At 41.1% G+C, this 22,560-nt stretch carries 20 protein-coding genes; 8 read left to right on the top strand and 12 right to left on the bottom strand.

Annotated features, from left to right (window positions below; genetic code table 11):
- Positions 1-549: 549 nt before the first annotated feature.
- On the bottom strand, positions 550-1,020 hold the full coding sequence (locus LX64_RS00005) for a hypothetical protein (protein WP_148707141.1): 471 nt from the start codon (positions 1,018-1,020) through the stop codon (positions 550-552).
- A 97-nt stretch (positions 1,021-1,117) separates the two neighbouring features.
- On the opposite strand from LX64_RS00005, the gene LX64_RS00010 reads away from it, so the two are divergent.
- Positions 1,118-1,456: a tRNA-binding protein gene (locus LX64_RS00010; RefSeq protein WP_111595560.1), complete on the top strand. Its 339-nt coding sequence runs from the start codon at positions 1,118-1,120 to the stop codon at positions 1,454-1,456.
- 658 nt (positions 1,457-2,114) lie between these two features.
- On the opposite strand, the gene LX64_RS00015 is transcribed toward LX64_RS00010, so the two are convergent.
- The 3 genes from LX64_RS00015 to lysS all read right to left on the bottom strand — a co-directional run bounded on the left by LX64_RS00015 (position 2,115) and on the right by lysS (position 6,592).
- Positions 2,115-4,262: a S9 family peptidase gene (locus tag LX64_RS00015; RefSeq protein WP_111596301.1), complete on the bottom strand. Its 2,148-nt coding sequence runs from the start codon at positions 4,260-4,262 to the stop codon at positions 2,115-2,117.
- A gap of 318 nt (positions 4,263-4,580) precedes the next feature.
- Positions 4,581-4,937, bottom strand: a complete 357-nt coding sequence (locus LX64_RS00020) for a DoxX family protein (protein WP_111596302.1) — start codon at positions 4,935-4,937, stop codon at positions 4,581-4,583.
- Positions 4,938-5,044: 107 nt separating this feature from the next.
- Positions 5,045-6,592, bottom strand: coding sequence for a lysine--tRNA ligase (gene lysS, locus LX64_RS00025; RefSeq protein WP_111595561.1), 1,548 nt, complete (start codon positions 6,590-6,592; stop codon positions 5,045-5,047).
- A 289-nt stretch (positions 6,593-6,881) separates the two neighbouring features.
- Here lysS and LX64_RS00030 point away from each other — a divergent pair, with 289 nt between their 5' ends.
- Positions 6,882-7,715 (top strand): universal stress protein, encoded by an 834-nt coding sequence (locus LX64_RS00030; protein WP_111595562.1) that lies wholly within the window; start codon positions 6,882-6,884, stop codon positions 7,713-7,715.
- 69 nt (positions 7,716-7,784) lie between these two features.
- A complete protein-coding gene (locus tag LX64_RS00035; RefSeq protein WP_111596303.1) occupies positions 7,785-8,858 on the top strand; it encodes a DUF4197 domain-containing protein in 1,074 nt (357 codons plus the stop codon).
- A 78-nt stretch (positions 8,859-8,936) separates the two neighbouring features.
- On the opposite strand, the gene LX64_RS00040 is transcribed toward LX64_RS00035, so the two are convergent.
- Positions 8,937-9,821, bottom strand: a complete 885-nt coding sequence (locus LX64_RS00040; RefSeq protein ID WP_111595563.1) for a flavin reductase family protein — start codon at positions 9,819-9,821, stop codon at positions 8,937-8,939.
- Positions 9,822-9,843: 22 nt separating this feature from the next.
- Positions 9,844-10,854, bottom strand: a complete 1,011-nt coding sequence (locus tag LX64_RS00045) for a fumarylacetoacetate hydrolase family protein (RefSeq protein ID WP_111596304.1) — start codon at positions 10,852-10,854, stop codon at positions 9,844-9,846.
- A 140-nt stretch (positions 10,855-10,994) separates the two neighbouring features.
- Between LX64_RS00045 and LX64_RS00050 the strand changes: the two genes are divergently transcribed.
- The gene (locus LX64_RS00050; protein WP_111595564.1) at positions 10,995-12,224 is read left to right on the top strand and encodes a serine hydrolase; all 1,230 of its coding nucleotides are present in this window, start codon (positions 10,995-10,997) and stop codon (positions 12,222-12,224) included.
- A 341-nt stretch (positions 12,225-12,565) separates the two neighbouring features.
- Positions 12,566-13,222: a sterol desaturase family protein gene (locus tag LX64_RS00055; protein WP_111595565.1), complete on the top strand. Its 657-nt coding sequence runs from the start codon at positions 12,566-12,568 to the stop codon at positions 13,220-13,222.
- A gap of 81 nt (positions 13,223-13,303) precedes the next feature.
- On the opposite strand, the gene LX64_RS00060 is transcribed toward LX64_RS00055, so the two are convergent.
- The 6 genes from LX64_RS00060 to LX64_RS00085 all read right to left on the bottom strand — a co-directional run bounded on the left by LX64_RS00060 (position 13,304) and on the right by LX64_RS00085 (position 18,765).
- Complete coding sequence (locus LX64_RS00060) at positions 13,304-13,651, bottom strand: hypothetical protein (protein ID WP_111595566.1); 348 nt, start codon at positions 13,649-13,651, stop codon at positions 13,304-13,306.
- A 5-nt stretch (positions 13,652-13,656) separates the two neighbouring features.
- The gene (locus LX64_RS00065) at positions 13,657-14,598 is read right to left on the bottom strand and encodes a DUF6263 family protein (protein ID WP_111595567.1); all 942 of its coding nucleotides are present in this window, start codon (positions 14,596-14,598) and stop codon (positions 13,657-13,659) included.
- A gap of 20 nt (positions 14,599-14,618) precedes the next feature.
- The gene (locus LX64_RS00070; protein ID WP_111595568.1) at positions 14,619-15,392 is read right to left on the bottom strand and encodes a TIGR02757 family protein; all 774 of its coding nucleotides are present in this window, start codon (positions 15,390-15,392) and stop codon (positions 14,619-14,621) included.
- 193 nt (positions 15,393-15,585) lie between these two features.
- Complete coding sequence (locus LX64_RS00075; protein WP_111595569.1) at positions 15,586-16,725, bottom strand: cystathionine gamma-synthase; 1,140 nt, start codon at positions 16,723-16,725, stop codon at positions 15,586-15,588.
- A gap of 598 nt (positions 16,726-17,323) precedes the next feature.
- A complete protein-coding gene (locus LX64_RS00080) occupies positions 17,324-17,962 on the bottom strand; it encodes a DUF2911 domain-containing protein (RefSeq protein ID WP_111595570.1) in 639 nt (212 codons plus the stop codon).
- A gap of 107 nt (positions 17,963-18,069) precedes the next feature.
- Positions 18,070-18,765: an acyl carrier protein phosphodiesterase gene (locus LX64_RS00085; RefSeq protein WP_158538478.1), complete on the bottom strand. Its 696-nt coding sequence runs from the start codon at positions 18,763-18,765 to the stop codon at positions 18,070-18,072.
- 329 nt (positions 18,766-19,094) lie between these two features.
- Here LX64_RS00085 and LX64_RS00090 point away from each other — a divergent pair, with 329 nt between their 5' ends.
- The 3 genes from LX64_RS00090 (at position 19,095) to LX64_RS00100 (ending at position 22,559) form a co-directional block, all read left to right on the top strand.
- The gene (locus LX64_RS00090) at positions 19,095-19,559 is read left to right on the top strand and encodes a PepSY-like domain-containing protein (protein ID WP_111595572.1); all 465 of its coding nucleotides are present in this window, start codon (positions 19,095-19,097) and stop codon (positions 19,557-19,559) included.
- 177 nt (positions 19,560-19,736) lie between these two features.
- On the top strand, positions 19,737-20,711 hold the full coding sequence (locus LX64_RS00095) for a deoxyhypusine synthase family protein (RefSeq protein WP_111595573.1): 975 nt from the start codon (positions 19,737-19,739) through the stop codon (positions 20,709-20,711).
- 678 nt (positions 20,712-21,389) lie between these two features.
- The gene (locus LX64_RS00100) at positions 21,390-22,559 is read left to right on the top strand and encodes an aldose epimerase family protein (protein WP_111595574.1); all 1,170 of its coding nucleotides are present in this window, start codon (positions 21,390-21,392) and stop codon (positions 22,557-22,559) included.
- Position 22,560: the final 1 nt, after the last annotated feature.

Genomic DNA, 22,560 nt, shown 5'->3' on the forward strand with positions numbered 1-22,560 from the left:
TCACCATTTACAACGAGCAGCGGCCACACAGTAGCTGCAACTACTTAACCCCTGCACAAGCGCATCATCAACATGGTAAAATGGCCATGAGATGGCAGCAAAAGGGTGCGTCACCTACAGGTGCCCAAGGCCGGTTATCCACAAATCCAGGTGGATTGTAAAAAGAAAAAAAGAAGCAAAAAAAGAAAAACTATAATAAGTAGTAGTAATAGGTTCTTTTTTTTAATCTTTGGAACTGTAAACTATTATACGGATTAACAACTACAGGTGTAAACCTTTATCCGGATTATCTAACAAGGGTGTAAACCTATTTTAGGACGTGACATATCTTTTTCCAGTACTTACCCTATCTCCACCCTATCCCTACCCTATCTAAAGCCTATCTCGACCCTATCCTAAGCCTATCTAAAGCCTATCTCCAGACGCTGAAATGCCTATGCCTATTGAGTTTAGCAAAAATGCCCTTGCTGAGTCATTGATTATCAAATAATTACAAAGCTCCTTCCTGCGGGTGTAAGAAGGAATTTCGCAGTATGCAACAATATTTGGTTAGTGTTTTTGGTAGAGAATGGGAAATTGCTGCATTAAACTATCTTTTTGGGCCTGTTGTAACTTCTTCATGGAAGTATGGAACTGTTGGTCGGCTACGATGGACAACATATTGTTTTGGGCATCTTTTACCGCGTCGTGAACATTGCCGCGAACACCCATGAGAATTTGATCGGAGAACAGGAGGGCGATACCTTTTGGTAGCTGGTGCATGGTTTGGTACATATCGTTGAGGGTATCGAGCAGTTTGCTACCCAATTCTGCGTTGCTATGTACTTGTAGGTCACCAATAAACACACCGCTGGTATCTACGCGTACAACCAGCGAATCTGGGATTTGCATGGCTGGGCGGGTGGTAGTATCTCCATCTGGTAACAGGATGGTAGTGTCGGTAGGAGGAGCTTGCGGGGTAGGCTTACTATTGCAAGCCGCCATCATAATCAGAACGCTAAAAAACAAAAGGTATCTCATACAGAAAGTTTAACGCTAAAAATTATTGCAGAAATTATTCCAAAATGCGGTCAATCTTCCTACATTACTAACACTTAGAACTTTAAATAGATTGAATATGGAAACGATTACATGGCCAGACTTTGAAAAAGTAGAGATCCGCGTAGGTACCATTATCGAAGCACAGCCTTTTCCCAAAGCGAAAAACCCGGCTTTTCAACTAACAATTGACTTCGGGGAAGAGATCGGGATAAAACGTTCATCTGCCCAAATCACTGTTTTGTACCAGCAAGAGGAACTAATTGGTAAACAAATTATAGCAGTTGTAAACTTTCCTGTAAAACAAATCGCTAATTTTTTCTCTGAGTGCCTCGTGCTAGGTGTAGTGGGAGAAAATAAGGAAGTCGTTCTAATTCAACCAGATAGGAAAGTTGAGAATGGGAAACGTATAGGGTGATGATAATTAAATTTAATTTGTGATTAAATTTAATATAATAGCTCAATTAGATATATTGGTACTTTACGAGCTATTTTACTACGTTCACGGATTTAAAGAAATAACTATATATGGCGACTATATCTTTGTGTTAGGTTTTTCATAGGATATGGTTAAAATTATTACAGAGGCGGTATTCTTACCGCCTTTTTTTATTTGTAGCAACCAAATATTCTAATAGTAGAGAGTCAATATACCGGGTACTTACGTAAAGTGTTTTCCCCTGGATTTCAATTCTGCGAAATTATTTTTAAGTAGCACTAAATCAATCCCTTAATATAAGATTAACCATTATATAACGTATTCGCGAAAGCGGTTAACGGTCAAAGTCGCGCGTTTACCAAGCAAAATACATCGTTCGCTAAATTCCAAATTAACTATGTTCCTAAATTATAGAAATTTGTACTAGGTTTTTCAATAAAGATATGGTTAAAATTTTTCGGGGCTGTATTCTTGCAGCCCTGTTTTTTTTCCTACATCCCTCTACCTATCTTATTTTCCACCGCGTATATATTTTCTATCTAAAATTTCGTTAAGCAATTTATTGTTGCCTTATAGGCAATTAAAAAAGCCAGCTCTATTAGATAGAACTGGCTTTCTTTTTATGATAGCTATTCGCTTATTTCTGGTTGAAAGCAGCCGGGAAAGGTTTATTCAACAAGTTTTGGTAGTAGAAACGGTAAGATTCATCTCTTGAATGAATACGTTTCACACCACCCCAACCATGTCGCTCGCCTGGATATACCATAAACTCGAAATGCTTGTTCAAATTCTCTAATTTATCTACCAATTGAATACTGTTCTGCATGTGAACGTTATCGTCCATTGTGCCGTGTACAATACGCAATAAGCCTTTGTATTTCTCTGCATGTGTCATTACGTTGGTATTTTTATACCCTTCTGGATTCTCTTGTGGTGTATCCATGTAACGCTCTGTATAATGTGAATCATACAATGCCCAATCCGTTACGCTGTAATTCGCAATACCATGGGTAAATACATCTGCTCCATAAGTTAATGCCATCGCCGTCATGTAACCACCAAAGCTACCGCCGGTAATACACATTTTGCTCGCATCTACGCCTGCTTGCGTTGTTAACCATTTCGCAGCATCCATAAAGTCTTCAATCTCGTGAATACCTAAGTTGCGGTGAATATAGTTCATACCCACTTTACCTAAATGACCACCAGCACGGTTATCTACTGCTACTTGGATAATACCTTCTTTCGACAACCACTGTGCTGAAAGATCGTTTTTCCAAGTATCGTATACAGTACCGGCATCAGGACCACCATAAATGCTAATAATTACAGGGTATTTTTTACCTGCTTCCATGTGTAAAGGCCACATGATAGTCATAGGTAATTCTAAGCCATCACGGGTTTTATATGTGCGTAAGTCGTTGGTGGCTAAGTTGTAGTTGTCGAATTCAGCACCTTTTGCATTACCCAATTCTTTGATCACTTTACCGTTCGTGTTCAATAACGCGATGCGGGTAGGTGTTTTTAAGTTGGAATACGTTGTAACGAAGTAAGTACCATTAGGTGATAATTTTACATCGTGGCTGAAATCGCCGAAAGTTAAACGGGTTGGAGCACCGCCTTTCAAGCTCACTTTATATAAATCGAAACGGGTAGTTGCTTCTTTACGCGCCGTGAAGTAAACGAGTTGTTTTTTCTCATCTACATACAACACGTCTTTTACACGCCAGTTACCGTTGGTGATTTGTGTTTTCAAGCTACCGTCCATGTTATAATGGTAAATATGGTCCCAACCAGATTTATCACTCATTACCATGAAACCTTTACCGCCTTGTAAGAAATACACGTCTTTGAACCAGTCAACCCAAGTCTTCTGCTTCTCATCGTACACTTCTTTTTTAGCTCCTGTAGCAGGGTTGATAGCGTAGATCTTTAAATTGTCTTGTTGACGAGGCATCCATTGCAACCATAAAGTGCTGCCATCTGGTGTCCAGAATGGCGTACCGAAGTATTGGTCGTCTTTCGGGTTGAAATCGGCCCATACGGTAGCGCCACCACCAACAGGTACGATACCTACTTTAACTTCCGGGTTTGGATCGCCGGCTTTCGGGTAGCGGGTATTTTCCAAGTAGCCGTGTTGACCTTTTTCGCTATAGATAGGGAAAACTGGCACCTTGGTATCATCGAAGCGCATATACGCGATGTTTTTGCTATCGGGGCTCCACCAGAAAGCACGGTAGCGTGTAGGGCGACCAAGAATTTCTTCAAAATACACCCAAGAAGCCCACCCGTTGTAAATAACGTCGGAGCCATCGGTTGTGTATTGTGTTTCTTTCTTAGAAGCTACTTCTACAGAGTATAAGTTATTGTTGCGGGTGAAAGCAACAAATTTTTCATCGGGCGAAAGGGTCGGATTTTTTTCCTCTTCTTTGTCATTCGTTAACCTAGTTTCAACGCCTTCCGGGGATTTGATGAACACATCATTTTCTCTCACGAAAACGGTATTGTGTGTACCAACCGGTGGCACATACACTTCATCTTTACCGGTTAATGCATTTACTTTCCAGGTTTTCATGCTGCCATTGGCTTCTCTACGCATTTCGAGGTATGCGTCGTTATCGGCCCAACCCGTTACGAACGGTAATTGGTTGGTAAGACCTGCAGGTGGACGTTTGAAGATGTCTTCGAAACCGAGTTCCTTTTTTTGTGCGCTGGCGGAATGGCTCATGGCCAACATCGCTAAACCAGTGATAGCAACCGGTAAGATTTTGTGCTTACTTCTCATAATTAGTTGACTAGTTTGTAGTTGTAGACGCATTTGCATGCGAAGGGATAAAATTAACCCGCAATCACGAATTTCCCGTGAATTTATTGCTAGATAAGAAAATCAAACCCAAATTATTTGAATTCTTTGATGAACGTGCGAGCAAATCCATAAACGAAATACCAAAGAATCACTGAAACACACCAAGTATAAATTTTTCTTACACAAATAGCAGTTTCTGCTAATGGATGCAGTGATGTGTACTAATTTTAAGGAGGTTTTTCATAGGATATGGTCTAAATTTTAGGGCAGTACTCTTACTGCCCTTTTTTAATGCTTTTAATTGTCCGATGTGTTGGCAATTACAATTGCTCCCATCATCAAACCCGTATCTTTTAAAATGTTGGTAATGGCCATTGGGTCGCCCGTAGTGGCCAGTGGTACATGCACTACGAATATCACGATCAATAAAAATAAAGCAAACAAATACCCACTCAGCCTCACTTTCCGGTCGAATATGAACGATACGGCCGCCAGTATCAAGGCTACGCCTGTTACATATACCCAAATAACCCCGCCTGGTAATGGTACAAGGGCCGACATGGTAGAGCCCATTTTAAAATGTGTAATCCCGAAGATGGCTAGGATAATGCCGAAAATCACGACTGCTACCCTGGTTGGAATGATGGTTTTCATGATGATCTTTTCTTTAGGTAACGTTTGGGGGCGAAGGATGTTTATAAAAACAAGCAAGCCGCCTCTAACAAGTAGAGGCGGCTTGCAAAAAATATGAATTAAAGCGGTTACGCTTGTTCTTCAGTAGATTCTGTTTTCTCTGGGCGCATTTGCGGGAAGAATAGTACATCTTGAATAGACGGTTGGTTCGTCATCATCATCGTTAAACGATCGATACCGATACCGATACCAGATGTTGGCGGCATACCGTATTCTAAGGCACGTAAGAAGTCGTAATCGATGTACATCGCTTCATCATCGCCACGTTCCATCAATTTCACTTGTTCTTCAAAGCGTTCGCGTTGATCGATTGGGTCGTTCAACTCGGAGTAAGCGTTAGCGATCTCTTTACCGTTCACCATCAACTCGAAACGTTCAACTAATCCCGGTTTGTTACGGTGTTTCTTTGTTAACGGGCTCATTTCAACTGGGTAGTCGGTAATGAAAGTTGGTTGTACGTAGTTGAATTCACATTTTTCGCCGAAAATTTCGTCGATCAACTTGCCTTTACCCCAGCTAGCTTCAGGGTGTAAGCCTAATTCTTTACAAACGCCACGAATTTCGTCTTCGTTCATATTGCTGATATCGAAGCCGGTATGTTCTTTAATGGCATCGAACATTGTTACGCGTGCAAAAGGAGCTTTGAAATTGATCATTTTCTCACCTACTGGCACTTCTGTAGTGCCGTGTAAAGCGAGGGCGATTTTTTCCAACAGGGTTTCTGTTGTTTTCATCATCCATTCGTAATCTTTGTACGCGGCGTACATTTCCATTACGGTAAACTCTGGGTTGTGCGTACGGTCCATCCCTTCATTACGGAAATCTTTCGCAAATTCGAACACACCTTCGAAGCCGCCTACGATTAAACGTTTGAGATACAGCTCGTTAGCAATACGCAAGTATAATGGCATATCGAGCGTATTGTGGTGGGTAATGAATGGGCGGGCGGTAGCACCACCTGGGATAGGTTGGAGAATAGGCGTTTCTACTTCCAAGTAACCCAAATTATTATAGAACTCGCGGATCGTTTGCATGATCTTCGTACGCTTGATGAAGGTATCCTTCACTTGCGGGTTGATGATCAAATCTGCATAACGTTGGCGGTATTTAAACTCTGGATCAGTTACGGCATCAAATACTTCACCGTCTTTTTCCTTAACGGTAGGTAAAGGGCGTAAAGCCTTTGATAATAAGGTGAATTCTCTTGCGTGTACTGAAATTTCGCCAGTTTTAGTGGTGAAAGCGTAGCCTTTAATACCTACGATATCGCCATTATCGACTAATTTCTTCCAAACCGTGTTGAACATTGTTTTATCATCACCGGGGCAGATATCATCGCGACGGATATACGCCTGGATAACACCCGTATGATCTTGAATTTTAGCAAAGTTAGCCTTACCCATGTCGTTAACACTCATAACACGACCGGCGATGCATACGTTTTCGAATTCAGACTTCGTTTCTTCCGAGTAGCGTTGCTTTATCTGGATTGCCGTAGCATTTACCGGGTATTCTGGCGCAGGATAAGGATCAATGCCTAAATTTTGCAGCTCCTGCAATTTTTCGCGCCTAATGATTTCTTGTTCTGATAAATGTTGAGTACTACTTACGCTCATGGTTGTATCTAAATTCGGGCAAAAGCCCTTTTAATGAAATTGCTTGTTTTTGGAGTGCAAAAATAATTTATTTCGCGGTTATTGGGGCAAGATCATATGGTTTGGGGTAAAATCAAGGCAAAACATGCTCTAAATCAGGCCAAAACTGGCCAGGTATGGTTATATTTAATGATATAATAAGGGTGTTCAGAAGGATGGTAAGATTATTGTATAAGTAAAATGACTAAACAAAAGAACCGCTAGTTGAGTAATAGATAAACCAGGTTTTAATTTTTAAATCAGAAGATTCATGAAAACGATTTTAGTACCCACCGATTTTTCAGATGCAGCCTACAATGCGGCGCAATATGCTTTGCAATTAGCGGGGCAAATATCGGCTACCCGCGTAGTGTTATACCACGCGTACGAGTTGATTGTACCTATCCCGGATTTGCCTACGGCTGTGCCTATGGTAGATGTAGATGAATTGCGCTTGTCGAGTTTAGATGGTTTGCAGAAGATGGAAACCGAGTTGGCCCCGTATATCCCGGCCGGCTGTGAACTCGTTTCCCGCGCCGATAACCACTTATTGGCTGCCAACATCAACGAGGTAGCCGCTGCTGAGCATACAGATTTTATCGTGATGGGTATTATTGGCGGCAGTAACTTGGAAGAAATCCTCGTAGGCTCCAATACCGTGGATGTGGTGAAAAACACCCAGTACCCAGTATTCGTAGTGCCCATCGAGGCCAGCTTCAAACCGATCAAGAAAGTTGTTTTCGCTTGCGATCTTAAACGCGTTGTAGAAACTACGCCGATGAAGAAATTAACAGCGATCTTGGATTTATTAAAGCCAGAACTGATTGTAGCGAATGTTCACCCAGAAGGGAAAGAGATTTCCGGTGCTCAACCAATGGAGGGCTTGGTGCTAGATACTTTCTTAGCGCCGTATAACCCAGATTACCGCTTCGTGGAGAATAGCAACGTGGTAAACGGAATTATCGACTTTGCTACCAGCGAAAATGCCGATTTAATACTAGTAGTACCTCGCAAACATGGGTTTTTTGATAGCATCTTCAAGCGCAGCAACACTTCCCGCTTGGCTTTCAAAACAAGTATCCCGTTGTTGAGCTTACATCAATAATAAATTTAACTTTGCAAGGGTTAAACCTTGTTACAACCTATGCGTCTCATATACCGAATCAACAACAATATGTTTAAAAAATCACTTTTATTAGCAGCCGGCGTATGCATTCTTTCTTCTGCCGTGGAAGCACAAACGAAGAAAAAAACAACCACAAAGGCGAAAGCTAAAACCACAAAAACCACCACAGCAAAAACATCAACAACTACCACTGCTGCAAAAGCAGATACAGTTGTTACAACGGCTGTAACCACTACTACTACCCCGGCTACTACTACCACCACAGCAAACAATGCTTCTAACAATAATACTGTTACAAACATACTCGGTGCTGTGTTAGATGTAGCATTGGGTGGTAATAATAACAATAACAACAGTTCAACGACGAACAACGGGTCTACTACCAACACGAATACCAATACTTCTACTACCACCACAACCACACCTACTAACACTAATACAAATACTAGCAACACGAAAACTTCAACTAGCAGCATCTTAGGCTCTATTTTAAGTGGCGGTAGCAGCAGTGTATCAGAAAAAGAAGCAGGTGCAGGTATTAAAGAAGCATTGGCGCAAGGTATTGCGAACGGTATTTCCCTGTTGAACAAGAAGGATGGTTTCTTTGGGAGTGATATTTATAAAGTATTGTTGCCTGCCGATGCCGTGAAGTTAGAATCCACTTTGCGTAAAATTGGCTTAGGTAATGAAGTAGATAAAGCGATCTTACAAATCAACCGCGCCGCGGAAGATGCAGTAGGCTATGCAAAACCTATCTTCGTAGATGCTATCAAACAAATGACGATCACCGATGCAATTAAACTCGTAACAGGTGGCAATACTTCTGCAACGGATTATTTCCGCGGAAAAGCAACCGATACGTTGAAAAGAGCATTTATGCCAGTAGTAGAAAACGCTTTGAATAAAACAAGTGCTACTGCTTATTACTCGCAAATTGTTACTACATATAACAAGCTCCCTACTTCATTTACAAAAGTAGATCCGAACTTGCAGAACTATGTAACGGACATGGCGGTGAAGGCATTGTTCGACCAAATTGGTAAAGAAGAAGCCAACATCCGTGCTAATCCAGGTGCGCGTGTAACCGAGTTATTACAAAAAGTATTCGGTGGCAATAAATAAGTTAGTATACAAACTACTATATAAAAAAAGTCCTTCTACATGTAGAAGGACTTTTTTTATATGATACATCAAATATTGTTATGCGTTTGATAATAAAACTTGCCATGCAGCATCTACTTTATTATCATCGAGCAACGTTTTTGCGTAGAGATGTAATTCGCGTTCCATATCTGTCGGATTCACGCTGAAGTATTGCACAATATTTTTCAGGTGATCGTCGTGGAAAGTAGGATCTATGCTCGGCATTTCGTGTACATTGCCGAGTTGCCCGAGGTTGTTGCCGGTTAGGATGTGGCTGGTTTTGATAGAAGCTGGTAATGCATCCACGCCAATGCCTAATTGCGTATTGGGTTTCGCTACTTCAAATACTGCATCACCACTGGCACGGCAATAATAATCGCCTCCCATCCTAGCTACTAGGTCAATTTTATGCGGGTCGATTTTGCCTTGTTCTGTTAATACATCTTCGTTCACATGGATTGCCACTGGTTCGCAAATTACGAGGTTACCTGCACCGCCATTGGTACCGGTTTCTATAATTTGTTTTACAATACACTCAATTTGAACGGGACTTTCCTTTACACGGAAAGGCTTTATTTTTTCCGAAGGAATAGCAGTAAAGCCCGCTTTCTCGAACTCGTTTACACCTACTGGGTATTCGCAACTGGATAAGGATGCTTGTTGTACCATGTTGTACGACACAACGTTGATCACCACTTCCTTATTAGCATATACATTCGAAAGCGTATGCTTGGTGGTATTGTCGCGAACGCGGCGAGCGGGTGAAAATATCAGCGTAGCGGGGTTTGACCCGAACACGTTGAAAAAGCTGAACGGCGATAAATTCGGTTGCCCGTTTTCGTCGATCGTACTGGCAAAGCAAATTGGTCGTGGCGAAACAGCACCTAGTAAAATGGCGTGCAGGTCACTTGTTTTTACTTCACCTGGGATGATTGTTTTCATTGTCGTGTTTGCGTTAGCGTGATTATTTCTTTTTCAAAGCGAGGATGGAGAAATCGCTTTCTTCTGCGATGATGGTGTTATGTAGTTTACCTAAACCTTCGATCTCCATTTCTACCACGTCGCCGGCTTGTAACCATTGTTCTTGGTAATTAGGATCATTTAGTTTACCGGTACCATTCAACTCCAAGAAGCAACCGGTTCCAACTGTGCCAGAGCCTATTACATCGCCTGGTAAAATATTGGCACCATATGAACATCTTTCCACGATTTCCGCAAATGTCCAATCCATATCGGCCAAATTACCTTCACTAACTTGCACCCCATTCACCCAGCACTTCATTTTCAAGTTGTACGCATTGCCTACATGGCCTTCTTTGGCAGGCACTAAGAATTCCTCTAATTCGTCGGGCGTAACGAACATAGGACCAATTACTGTACTGAAATCCTTGCCTTTAGCAGGACCAAGGTTGAGCAACATTTCTTCCATTTGTAAAGTACGGGCGCTCATGTCGTTCATAATCATGTAGCCACCAATGTACTCGTCAGCCTCAGCAGCGGGGATATTTCTACCATGTTTACAAATAACGATAGCAGCTTCCAGTTCAAAATCCAATTTATTGAAATGATCAGGCATACAGGGTATTTCGCCCGGGCCTTGAATAGCGTTGTGGTTGGTGAAGTAGAAAATTGGATATTGGTCGAACTCTGGAATCATATCTACCCTACGGTTGCGGCGTGCAGCAGCTACGTGTTGACGGAAGGCGTAACCATCTCTACAAGACGTAGGGAAAGGTACTGGAGCCATAATTTGAACAGATTCTACAGGAATACCGATCACGCGGGAAGGCTTCGTACCTTGCTTTAAACTATGGTCTACAGTTTTAGCAATTCCAATCACATCGTCCCACATCATTAAGAACATATTCATGCTCGATGGCAGCTCGGGGTGTAACTCGTTGGTGTTGTAGAGGAGCCCGTCTACGAGGATAGCGAGTTGGTCGACTCCTTCTCTTAAATAAGTAACCAGTTTCATGTTGTTGTATTTTGGCGCGTATGAATTACCCAAATATAAGCCTGTGGCCGAACAAATAAAAATTATAAGTGGCAAGCCCACGTGGGTAAAGGAAAGCGCTTGTTTTATATATTTATGATAAGAAAAATAGCGTATTGAATATGAAGCGAATCTTGCTTTTAACCTGTATGATAATAAATGCTGCTGCTGCAACTGCGCAGGAGCAAACGGATTCTTTTTTAGTGAAGTTGTTAATGGAGAAAGGATCGCCAAAGTTGAAGCATATCTTACAGCATCCCGATTCGTTTCAGTACCAAATCATTTACACTAAAATCGATTATAATCGATATAATACTCCTACCCTACACAACTATTGTTATGCTGTTAACAAGGATAAATATTTCAATCCTGCCTCTACTGTTAAAATGCCCATGGCATTAATGGCTTTGGAATTGATGAACCAAGAAAGGGTAAAAGGTTTAAATAAGTACACCCGTATGGAAGTACAGAACGCAAGAACGCATGCAGCATCATACGATAGCAGCATTCCATCGATTGCACAGTATATTCGGAAAGTATTTCTTGTGAGTGATAATGATGCTTATAACCAATTATTCGAATTCGTAGGCTTACACAATGCCAATAAAATGTTGCACGCAAAAGGCTACCCCAATAGCCGCATCCTCCGCAGATTTGCCCCCATTCCTGAAAGTGAGAACCTAGTAACACGTAACATTCAGTTTTACAACAAAAAAGGCAAATTAGTGGTAGAAAAGCAAGCTACCATCTCTACCTATAATTACGACAAATTACCTAAAGTATTTGTCGGCAAAGGTCGATGGAACAGCCAAGATAGCTTGATTAATGAACCGATGGATTTTACACGGCATAATACAGTGCCTTTACTTGATTTACAACAAATACTCACATCCATTATTTTCCCACAATCAGTACCATTATCACAACGTTTCCAACTCACAGGTAGCGATACCAAGCTACTATTAACGGCTATGAGCGAATTGCCACGCGAATCGCGCTCGCCCATATACGATACCACGGAGTTTTTCGATAGCTATACCAAGTTCTTCTTTTTTAAAGATGGCAGGCAGAAGATACCCAGCAATATTCGGGTGTTCAACAAAACGGGCTGGTCGTACGGGTATTTAACCGATGTGGCCTATATCGTAGATTTCGAACACGAAGTGGATTTTATGCTCAGCGGTACGATATATGTGAACCGCGATGGGATATTGAACGATAACAAGTATGAATACGAGGAATTGGGATACCCATTCTTCCGCGAAATAGGAGAAATTATCTACAACTACGAATTGCAGCGAAACCGGGCGTATAAACCCAATCTCAACAAGTTTCGATTATCGTATAATTAGCCCGTCGCACGCAATGTATAATTCTTAAGCGTTTCTCTTGAGTGAATTTTATATTATTAATTACAACATATAAATGTTGTCTATCTTCTTTTATTTCTCATAGAATAAGCCATGAGTCATTGTGTAGTATTTGCTGCCATTCATCATTCTTCATAAAAAACTTGCACGGAATTTGACGTATCGTGTCTGATTTGATACGATATTTGCAATATCAAATCTTTACACGGACTACCACCGTTTTATTGTTAATCTTAAATATTCGGTTGGCTGTTTCGTGATTTTGTGAACCTATAGCTGTTACCAATTGTTTTTTTGGAAATACTCATTAAACATAGGAACTCATGAAATTCGAAAAGATTAAGAACAAAGGCCAGGCAAGGTTATTCGAAAGTCAGTACCTGGAAATGCTTACCAAAACACACCCCTTGGTTATTTGGGGCATGTATATTCCTATAATTGGTTACTTATTATACCATAGTTACGATGCTTATTTGAACAGCGTAGGCAGAATTGCGCTCGTATTCTTAAGCGGGGTATTTGTGTGGACATTATTTGAGTATATCATGCACCGGTTTATTTTTCACTTTGCCACGGAAAAACCGCGGCTCCGTAAAATCATTTACGTAATGCATGGTAATCACCATGAATATCCCCGCGATAAACAACGTTTATTTATGCCGCCCGTGCCGAGCTTAATTATTTCGTCGGTATTATTTGCCTTGTTCTATTTGGCAATGGGTAGTGTAGCGTATATGTTTTTTCCCGGGTTTATATTTGGGTACCTCTGCTATGGAAGTATGCATTACGCTATACACGCGTGGAACCCGCCTTTTAAATCGATGAAGCCACTATGGCGTAACCATCATTTACATCACTACAAAAGCGATGATAAAGGCTTCGGGGTAAGCACTGCTTTTTGGGACCGTGTATTCGGTACTTTCTTCGATTTAGATAAGGAGAAAGATGACAAAGAGAAAGTGAAGGAACTAATGTTTTAGTCCAGTTTTCATAGTAGAAAAATAAAAGGTTGACATGTCAATTATGTCAACCTTTTATTTTGTAATATTTTTTGGATGAGATTACCATTTTTCTTCATCATCGCCTGGCACGGAATTGCTGTTTTTATGTGCTTCGCGTGATTTCCATTTTTGAATTTGGCGATCGATGATGAGTCGTGCAATGTGATAATAGACTTCTGGGTATTCGCCGGTAGCGAGTAGTTCTTTTACTTTATTTTCAGAAACATCTACTCTGTATAAGAGGTATACGAATTGTTCGAAGTCGTTGTTAATAAGTGCTTCCAGCTTTTGGGCCAATGCTTTCACCAGTGATGACTCTGTAATGTTATCATTGGGAACGCTGATATCCAGCGTTGTTGTCAGCCATTCGCCTGCGGCGGAAATATATTGAGGAAGCAGTGGTTGCATAGTTGTTATTTGAATCGTTTGAACTTATACGATGCGTTGGTAACAATGCGAACAGGTACTTTGATGTCTTGTTTAATCTTCTTTTTCTTATTGGCTTTATACGTGTATTGACCTTTCATTTCTGTGTTCTGTACGCATATGCGGGGGAATCCATTTTCGCGATCGATTAAATAATTGCTTTGAATTTGCCCGCCGATTTCGGCAGTTGCTTGGATGTCGTCTTCTACTGTGAGTGTTTGCAATTTATCTGTGTTAACATTACCGGTACCGTTAATTTTAGCGGTTTGGGCATCCCAATGTTGCAGGTTCCAATATAGGTCAACACGGCCTACTAAGCCTGTTCTCAGCGGAACGCTTTCTTCCCATTGGGTTCCGGTTTTAATACCATGTGATGGATAAATAACGAGCAATTGTTCTAGCCAAGAACGGAATGCATTGGTACCGAACTGATCGCTCAATAGTTTTTTATAAGCAGCGATTTCATCTTCTTTCAGATCTTTGAACGCAACACCGGCTTTTTCGAGAATATTATCCAGCCCATCAACACTATTGATGATACCTGTGGTTTGAATATCTACCGTGAACGTTTGATCGAGTAAGTTTTTGAGAGCGGCTTGCAGGGGTTCTTTTTCGTTTTTGATATTAGCGTCTACTAGGATATTCCTATTATTAGCGTTGTAGATGAATTTGAGTTCTTTGTATTGAAATGAGAGCAGGAACTTGCCAGGTAAAACATCTACTACATTGATGGCGATTTTGTTGTTATAATCGCGGGTCGTGCGTTGCACAACATCATTTACAGTAATGTATGTTTCTGTTCTGCTTTCTTGTTGTAGTTCGAATACAGATCCCTTATCAAATTTATATCCCAATTCAACATATTCTTGTGCTTGGGAAGTAATTGTTACGCTGATGCTTAATAAAAGTAAACTTAAAAAACGCTTCATCTTCAATCTAAAAAATTAATCTATACATATTTTTCAATCACGCCTAAGCCAAACAATGCGAAGTCGTACTTCACTGGGTCCCAAGGATCGAGCTGTTTCAGTTCGTTGGTGAGTGCCAATGCATTTTTCCAAGAGGCATCCGGTTTTTCAATTAAACCAAGTCTAGTGGCTACGCGGGCTACATGCACATCCATGGGGATCACAAGTTGCGAAGGCAGTATATTCTCCCATATCCCAAAATCTACGCCACGATCGTCTTTTCTAACCATCCAACGTAAGAACATATTCAACCTTTTACAAGCCGCGTTGGCTGCGGGCGTAGAAATATGTTTCCTGGTACGCTCCGGGTGTTCCAGTGCAAAGAACATGGTTCTGAAACCTTTCAGTGCATTTTCAACGTTATCATCATCTTCCGAAAGATGCCCACTAAAAGCAAATTCCAAGGAAGTAACATTCTGGTAGTAATGCTGTAGAAACTCTACAAAGTACATCAAATCCAACCCGTTAAACGTACGATGCTTAAACTGCATCAGTTTCATACGCTCACGTGGCTGGTGGTTCAAGATAAAATCGTAAGGCGCATTATCAAACAACCGCATCAATTCCGTGCATTTGTTAATAATCGTCGTTCTGTTACCCCACGCTAATATGGCTGCAAATAACCCGGAAATTTCTATATCCTGAAGCTTGCTGAAACGATGCGGGATACAGACTGGGTCACTTGCAATGAAACCAAGCTGGTTGTAATGATCCACCTTGGCATCGAGATATGATTTCAATTGCTGGAGTTCCATATAAGTCTAAATTACCTGCCGCATTCCATTACGGAAGTTGGCCAGGTACTATCGGTTGTGTATTCGGTTTTCCGTAATATAAGGTTACGGTAGCTAAATTTAAGTTGTTTTCAATAAAAAATGGCCTAAATATCCATGCACGGTTGTTAACAAATCATGATAATCAACCGTGCAAGTAGTATTTTACCCCCAATTAGCCTATAGCCTGGGTTAAATCGTCGATCAAATCTTCCACATCCTCAATCCCTACACTCAAGCGAATCAAAGAATCCACTAAGCCGTTTTTTACACGTTCCTCCCGGGGAATCGAAGCATGGGTCATGCTTGCTGGGTGACCAATCAAGCTTTCTACACCGCCCAACGACTCTGCCAAGCTAAAATAATGGGTACCACTCAATACCTTATGAGCAGCTTCAATGCTATCATCTTTTAAAGTAAACGACATCATACCACCAAAACCCCTCATTTGTTCCTTCGCAACGTGGTGGTTGGGGTGATCGGTAAAACCGGCCCAATATACTTTATCCACTTTGTTGTGGTTACGTAAGAAATGAGCAATCTTCTCCCCGTTCTCGCAATGACGTTGCATCCTAACGTGCAAAGTTTTCAATCCCCGCAATACTAAAAAGCAATCTTGCGGACCCGGCACAGCCCCGCAACTATTTTGGATAAAAGCCAATTGCTGTGCAATTGCCTCCTCCTTTACAATAATAGCACCATGTACCACGTCGCTATGGCCGCCTAAATACTTAGTAGCAGAGTGTACCACTATATCTGCCCCCAAATCTAAAGGGTTCTGTAGATAAGGAGAAGCAAATGTATTATCGACACATAAAAGCAAATTGTGGTTTTGAGAAATCCTCGATACGGCAGCAATATCAATAATATTAAGAAGCGGGTTGGTAGGAGTTTCCACCCATACTAAACGCGTACGATCCGTGATGAGCGGTGTAATGCTATTGGCGTCTTGCATGGCAGTGAAGTGGAATTTAATACCGTAACGCTCAAATACCTTCGTAAAAATGCGGTAAGTACCACCGTATAAATCGTTTGATGCAATAACCTCATCGCCAGGGTTCAACAATTTGAGGATGGCATCTGTAGCAGCAAGGCCACTGCCAAAGCAAAGGCCATAATTACCGTTTTCGGCGGCTGCGAGTGCATCTTGTAAAGCTGCGCGGGTTGGGTTTTGTGTACGGGCATATTCATAGCCTTTATGCACACCGGGCGCCTCTTGTACGTAAGTAGATGTTTGAAAAATGGGAGTCATAATTGCGCCGGTAGACGGATCGGGGGCCACGCCGGCGTGAATGAATTTAGTGCCTAGCTTCATGTGAACTATATTTTAGCCTTGGTTATTAACTATTTGATGCCTAAAAAATGGCGTTTCTAAAGGTACTGAAAAAGGAAACGCGAACGATTGGGGAAATTGAACTCGAAAACCAGTAACATGAAAAATTAATTATATAGTAAAAAACATATATACTAGAAACTCTGCGCTTTAGGTATTCCCTTGTTTAATATATGTATATAATGTATAAATCAGCTTGTTATATTATATTTTTAAATAGGCTCATAAAATATCGATTTCAAGGTTTTACGTAATCCGGGCAAATTTTATCACTCACGAGGATTTTTTAAGCGTTCACGAGAATGCATGAACTTGTATGATGAAATAAATTAATTTCAATCCAGGTTTTTCATAGGATATGGTTAAAATTTCTGAAGGCGGTATTCTTGCCGCTTTTTTATTTTGAAATTTAGACCCATAAGCGCGAAGTACCATTGGTACTTTTATTTACAGTAACCTTTAGCGCTGCGGTATAGGAATATTTTGGAGGCTGGTCGTAAGACGGGCCTCTTTTTTTATGTATGGGCACAAAAAAAGCCGGCTCTGAAAGAACCGGCGTATTGATTACCAATAGGTAAGATTATTTTTTCGTAGCAGTTTTAGGTTTTGTTGCCGGTTTTGTAGTGGCCACCGGTTTGCTGTCGGAAAACTTGATGGGTAGGCTTACTTGGGTTTTGTCCCATGCCATTACTAAATCAGCACCACCATTTGCTTTCTCAAATGCCATTGTAAATGCTTCTACTTCATCGGGTGTTGCTTCTGTTGGTACGTCTGTTCTAACTACATCCAATGTTTGGTTGTATTTATAGGCACCCCAAATGTCCGTGTCTTTATTCAAGATCACTGTCCATTTCGATTGGTGTGGAATCGCATAGATCGTATAACGACCTTTTGGTACGGTTTTACCACCAATGGTTACTGTACGGAAGAATTCGATCTCGCTCGCTTCATTCGCGCCTAAACGCCATAATTTATCATATTCTAGTAAATCACCGAAGATCGCGCGGCCTTTCTTTTGAGGGCGGCTATAGATCACGCGGGCTACTAATGCGCCGGGTTCACCTTTTACCTTTACAACATATGGATACATAGCTGGGTAGTACGCCATGTCCATCGGGCTCGGATCTACAGGTGGCAATTTTTTCTCTTGGGCAAATGTCGACAAACTTGCGAAGGCTAGCGCGATCGCCAAGCCTGCTGCAAAAACGTTCCTTTTCATGGCATTAACGGTTTAATTGATATAATTAAAATCTGTTCTCAAAACTACAACTATAAGTCATTCCGGGCAACTGCTCTCCCACTTGTTTTGCTGGCTTACCGTGGTTTTTACCCCGGCATGACGCCGCCCAAATGCTCGGCTATATAGCCTTTTACATATTCTTCCAATTTAGGGAAGAAGGCCTCGTAAATTTTTGCTAAAGTTTGGTAATGGTCCTCGAACACTTGGAATGTTACCTCGGCTGGTGTTTCTAAGTACTTTGCTCGCCTACTTACTCCTCTCATCGATTGGAATATACCCTCCCGGTTTTTATAACTGTATAGCCAATTGTCTCGCTGCATATACTGTAATACTTGTTTGAATACCGACGGTAAGTGTTCAAAGTCTGTATTCAAAACTTGGTAAGCCTCTTGTGAAAAGTCGTACAGTTGTTTATCGCTAAAGTGTAAGGGGTCATTGGCTAAGTAATGATCGAAAATGATATCTGTGAAAACGCCGCTGTACAAGCCTACGGCAGGTTTGAACAACTGCTTTGCTTCCTTCGTAAGGGGGTGTTCGTCGGTGAAGGTATCGATGGCTCTATGTAATCTTATGCCTTGCTGTACGCGTGGTGCAAATTGTTCTATCTGCCTACCTTTTACAAAGTCGGCGATAAAATTTCCCCGCATGATGTCTTGATCATGAAAAGAAAGATATGCATGCGCGAGGTAGTTCATTTTGTCCGTGATTGCTTTGTAATCCTTTGCTGTAGGTTGTTTGGGCCTTACTGATGCTAATGGAATAGTTTTAAATCTGTTATTCAAATATAAGATAATTTGGCGCAGCTGTTCGCTTTTAGAGGAAAGTGTCCGCTTTTGTAACAACGATTTTTCCATTTACCAGTGATACCGGATTTTGAGTTTAACAAAAGCTTAACTATGCACTTTGCAACATTCTTTCGATCCGCGCAACTCCTTTACCATAGCATGTTACAGGTTGTTTAAATGTGGTAATTTTCATGGGTGTTATAACACGCTTAACACCCAGTTAATCTAGTTCCACCACTCTTACCTATTCGCTTGATACCGCTTATCCAGCATACTACTTTTGTATCAGCAAACACAATTAACGCGACCCTAAAAATTTTTCCGCCATGAAAAAACTAATCGCCATTCTAAGTGTTGCCGCCCTATTGTTCAGTGCAACTTCATTTGCAGCTGATAAATACGGTAAAGCAATCATTAGTAACCAGAAAGTACTTAACTCTTTTAATCAAGAGTTTGCAGGAGCTGCAAAAGTAACTTGGTATGCAAACGAAGATGAAAAAAGCTACGTTGCCAAGTTCGACATTAAAGAGTCGAGAGTAACCGCTCATTTCGATGATGAAGGTAACTTATTAGCGACTTCTCGCGTCATTAGCGACAGCGACCTACCTTTACCGGTAATTAGCCGTTTAATGCACCGTTACCCTAATGAAAACATTAGAAACGTTGTGGAATACACAGCCAACGGTTCATTAACTTACATGATCACCTTGGAAAATGATACCCAATGGAAGATCATTAAAGCCGGTGCTGATGGTGGTTTGTCAACAGTTCGCAAACTCCGTAAAGCGTAAGCTTATTTGGTTGAAACGAAAATTAAACTGATTCCAAGAAAAGCCTCTCTATCTTTCATGTAGAGAGGTTTTTTACATTTGTTAAATAATGTAACCCCGGTTAACCTTTCTCTGCAATATCGATTCATTACCTTAACTTTGCAGCTTCTTTAGCAATAGTTAAATATAGATACGAACATGAATAAGGGACCTATTTCTCAATTTATCACGCATCATTACCGTCACTTCAACGCGGCGGCATTGGTAGACGCAGCCAAAGGCTACGAAACCCATTTGTTGGAAGGTGGTAAAATGATGGTTACACTCGCAGGTGCTATGAGTACTGCCGAGCTTGGTATTTCTTTCGCAGAAATGATCCGCCAAGGTAAAGTTGATATCATTTCTTGTACAGGTGCTAACTTGGAAGAAGATATCATGAACCTTGTTGCACACACGCATTACAAACGCGTACCTAACTACCGCGATTTAAGTCCGCAAGAAGAATGGGATTTGTTAGAACAGGGTTTCAACCGCGTTACTGATACTTGCATCCCTGAAGAAGAAGCTTTCCGCCGTATTCAAAAACACATCTATAAAATTTGGAAAGATGCCGATACAGCCGGCGAACGTTACTTCCCGCACGAGTTCATGTACAAATTGTTGTTGAGCGGTGTGATGCAAGAACATTACGAAATCGATCCAAAAAACAGCTGGATGCTTGCAGCCGCTGAAAAAAATATTCCTATCATCGTACCAGGTTGGGAAGATAGCACTATGGGTAATATTTTCGCTTCTTACTGCATCAAAGGCAACTTGAAAACAAGCACTATGAAAAGCGGTATCGAGTACATGATGTTCTTAACCGACTGGTACCGCGCTAACTCTAGCGGTAAAGGTGTTGGTTTCTTCCAAATCGGTGGTGGTATCGCGGGCGATTTCCCAATCTGCGTAGTACCTATGATGTACCAAGATCTTGAATGGCATGATGTTCCTTTCTGGAGCTACTTCTGCCAAATCTCTGATTCTACTACATCTTACGGTTCTTACTCTGGCGCCGTTCCAAATGAAAAAATCACTTGGGGTAAATTAGATATCAATACACCTAAATTCATCGTTGAATCAGATGCAACTATCGTTGCTCCTTTGATCTTCGCTTACATTTTAGGTATGTAATACATATTATTACTTTTGAAAGGAGGCTACCCTTGGGTAGCCTCTTTTTTATGCCCCTTTATGTAGGTTTTGTGTCGTATTTATACTTTAAAGGGGTTAAATGCGAATTGTTGTTAGCCTAAAAGTAGCTACGCACAATATGCCGAGCCTTTGACTTCCCTTTGACTTCCCTTTGACGAGCCTTTGAAAACCCTTTGAAATGCCTTTGAAATGCCTTTGACGACCCTTTAAAAGACTTCAACTTGCCTTTGAAAGACTTTGACCTGCCTTTAAACGAAGTTGGCGGTTGTTGCCCTTGTTAGTCGCAAATGGTAACTTTGGGGTGTTATTTGTATGAATTAGTGGGCTAAATTGAATATTGGGCTATTCCTCGCAGTGGTAAATACAATATACTTTAATGTTCTTTCAATGTTCTTCTAATGTTCTTCCAATATTATCCCAATATGCCAGGTATATTGGAGATCTATTTGCATCTTTCCCGCATATAATCAACCCCTTGATCTTCAATTACATTCCTACCCTACCCAACGAGGTTAAAATTTTCTAGCCTAGCATCAATTTTTTTGTAGTTTTATTTGAGAGCGATTCTAAAAGAGACTAAAGACACTTTTCAACACGATTCAACATCGCACAAACCGTAAAGAAATTCAACAATAGCGAAAAACATCCTCCAACATTATGCTAAAATCAGCTGCCTACTGCTTAGTACTCATGTCCGTCGTATTCATGAGCTGCGAAACGGGTAAAAACAAACAAACTCAAGCCGACAGTGCAAGGGCATCCGATTCGGCTAAATTGTTTCTCGTTGAACGAGATTTTGATACCACTATTGGTACCAATAAAGTATCCTTGTTTTACCTTCAAAACTCCCATGGAACACGCATGGCCGTTACAAACTATGGCGCAAAGGTAGTTGCATTATCTGTGCCGGATCGTAACGGCAAATTTGAAGATATTGTACTCGGCTTCAGTAACATAGATAAATATTTCGAACCCCACGAAAAGTACTATGGTGGCGTTGTTGGTAGGTATGCAAATCGTATTGGTGATAGTAAATTCAAGATCAACGATACCATCTTTCCCCTTTACGCTAACAATGGCCTCAATAACTTGCATGGTGGTAAAAGTGGGTTTAATGCTGTAGTATGGGAAGTATCGCAACCCGATTCGCAAAACCTTGTATTCCACTACCGCTCTTACGATGGCGAAGAAGGTTTCCCCGGCAACCTCGACGTAAACATGGTATACACCCTCACAGAAAACAATACATTCCGCATTCACTATACTGCTACAACGGATAAAGCCACGCATGTCAATCTTTCCCATCACTCCTTTTTCAACCTAAAAGGTGCCGGCAATGGCCCTATTACAGATCATATTCTAATGATTAATGCCAACGCTTATACACCTATTAAGGAAGATCTTATCCCAACCGGCGAAATTGCACCTGTAGCAAATACGCCCTTAGATTTTACCACGCCTAGAGCAATTGGGGAGCACTTAGATACAACGAACGACCAAATCAGGAAAGGAAAAGGGTACGATCATAACTGGGTGCTGAATAACAATAAAGGAAACCTAGCGCTGGCAGCGAGTATACTGGAACCGAAAAGTGGTCGTTATATGGAAGTGTGGACAACAGAGCCAGGTATTCAATTTTATTCAGGTAATTTCTTAGGTGGTGCCGATACAGGCAAATTCAACAAACCGTACAAATTCCGGGAAGCATTTTGCTTGGAAACCCAACACTTCCCCAACTCACCCAATCAACCGAATTTCCCATCAACGCTATTATTGCCAGGTAAAACGTATAGTCAATCTTGTGAATACAGGTTTTCTACAAAATAAG

The sequence above is a fragment of the Chitinophaga skermanii genome (assembly GCF_003259335.1).
Lineage (GTDB): Bacteria > Bacteroidota > Bacteroidia > Chitinophagales > Chitinophagaceae > Chitinophaga > Chitinophaga skermanii.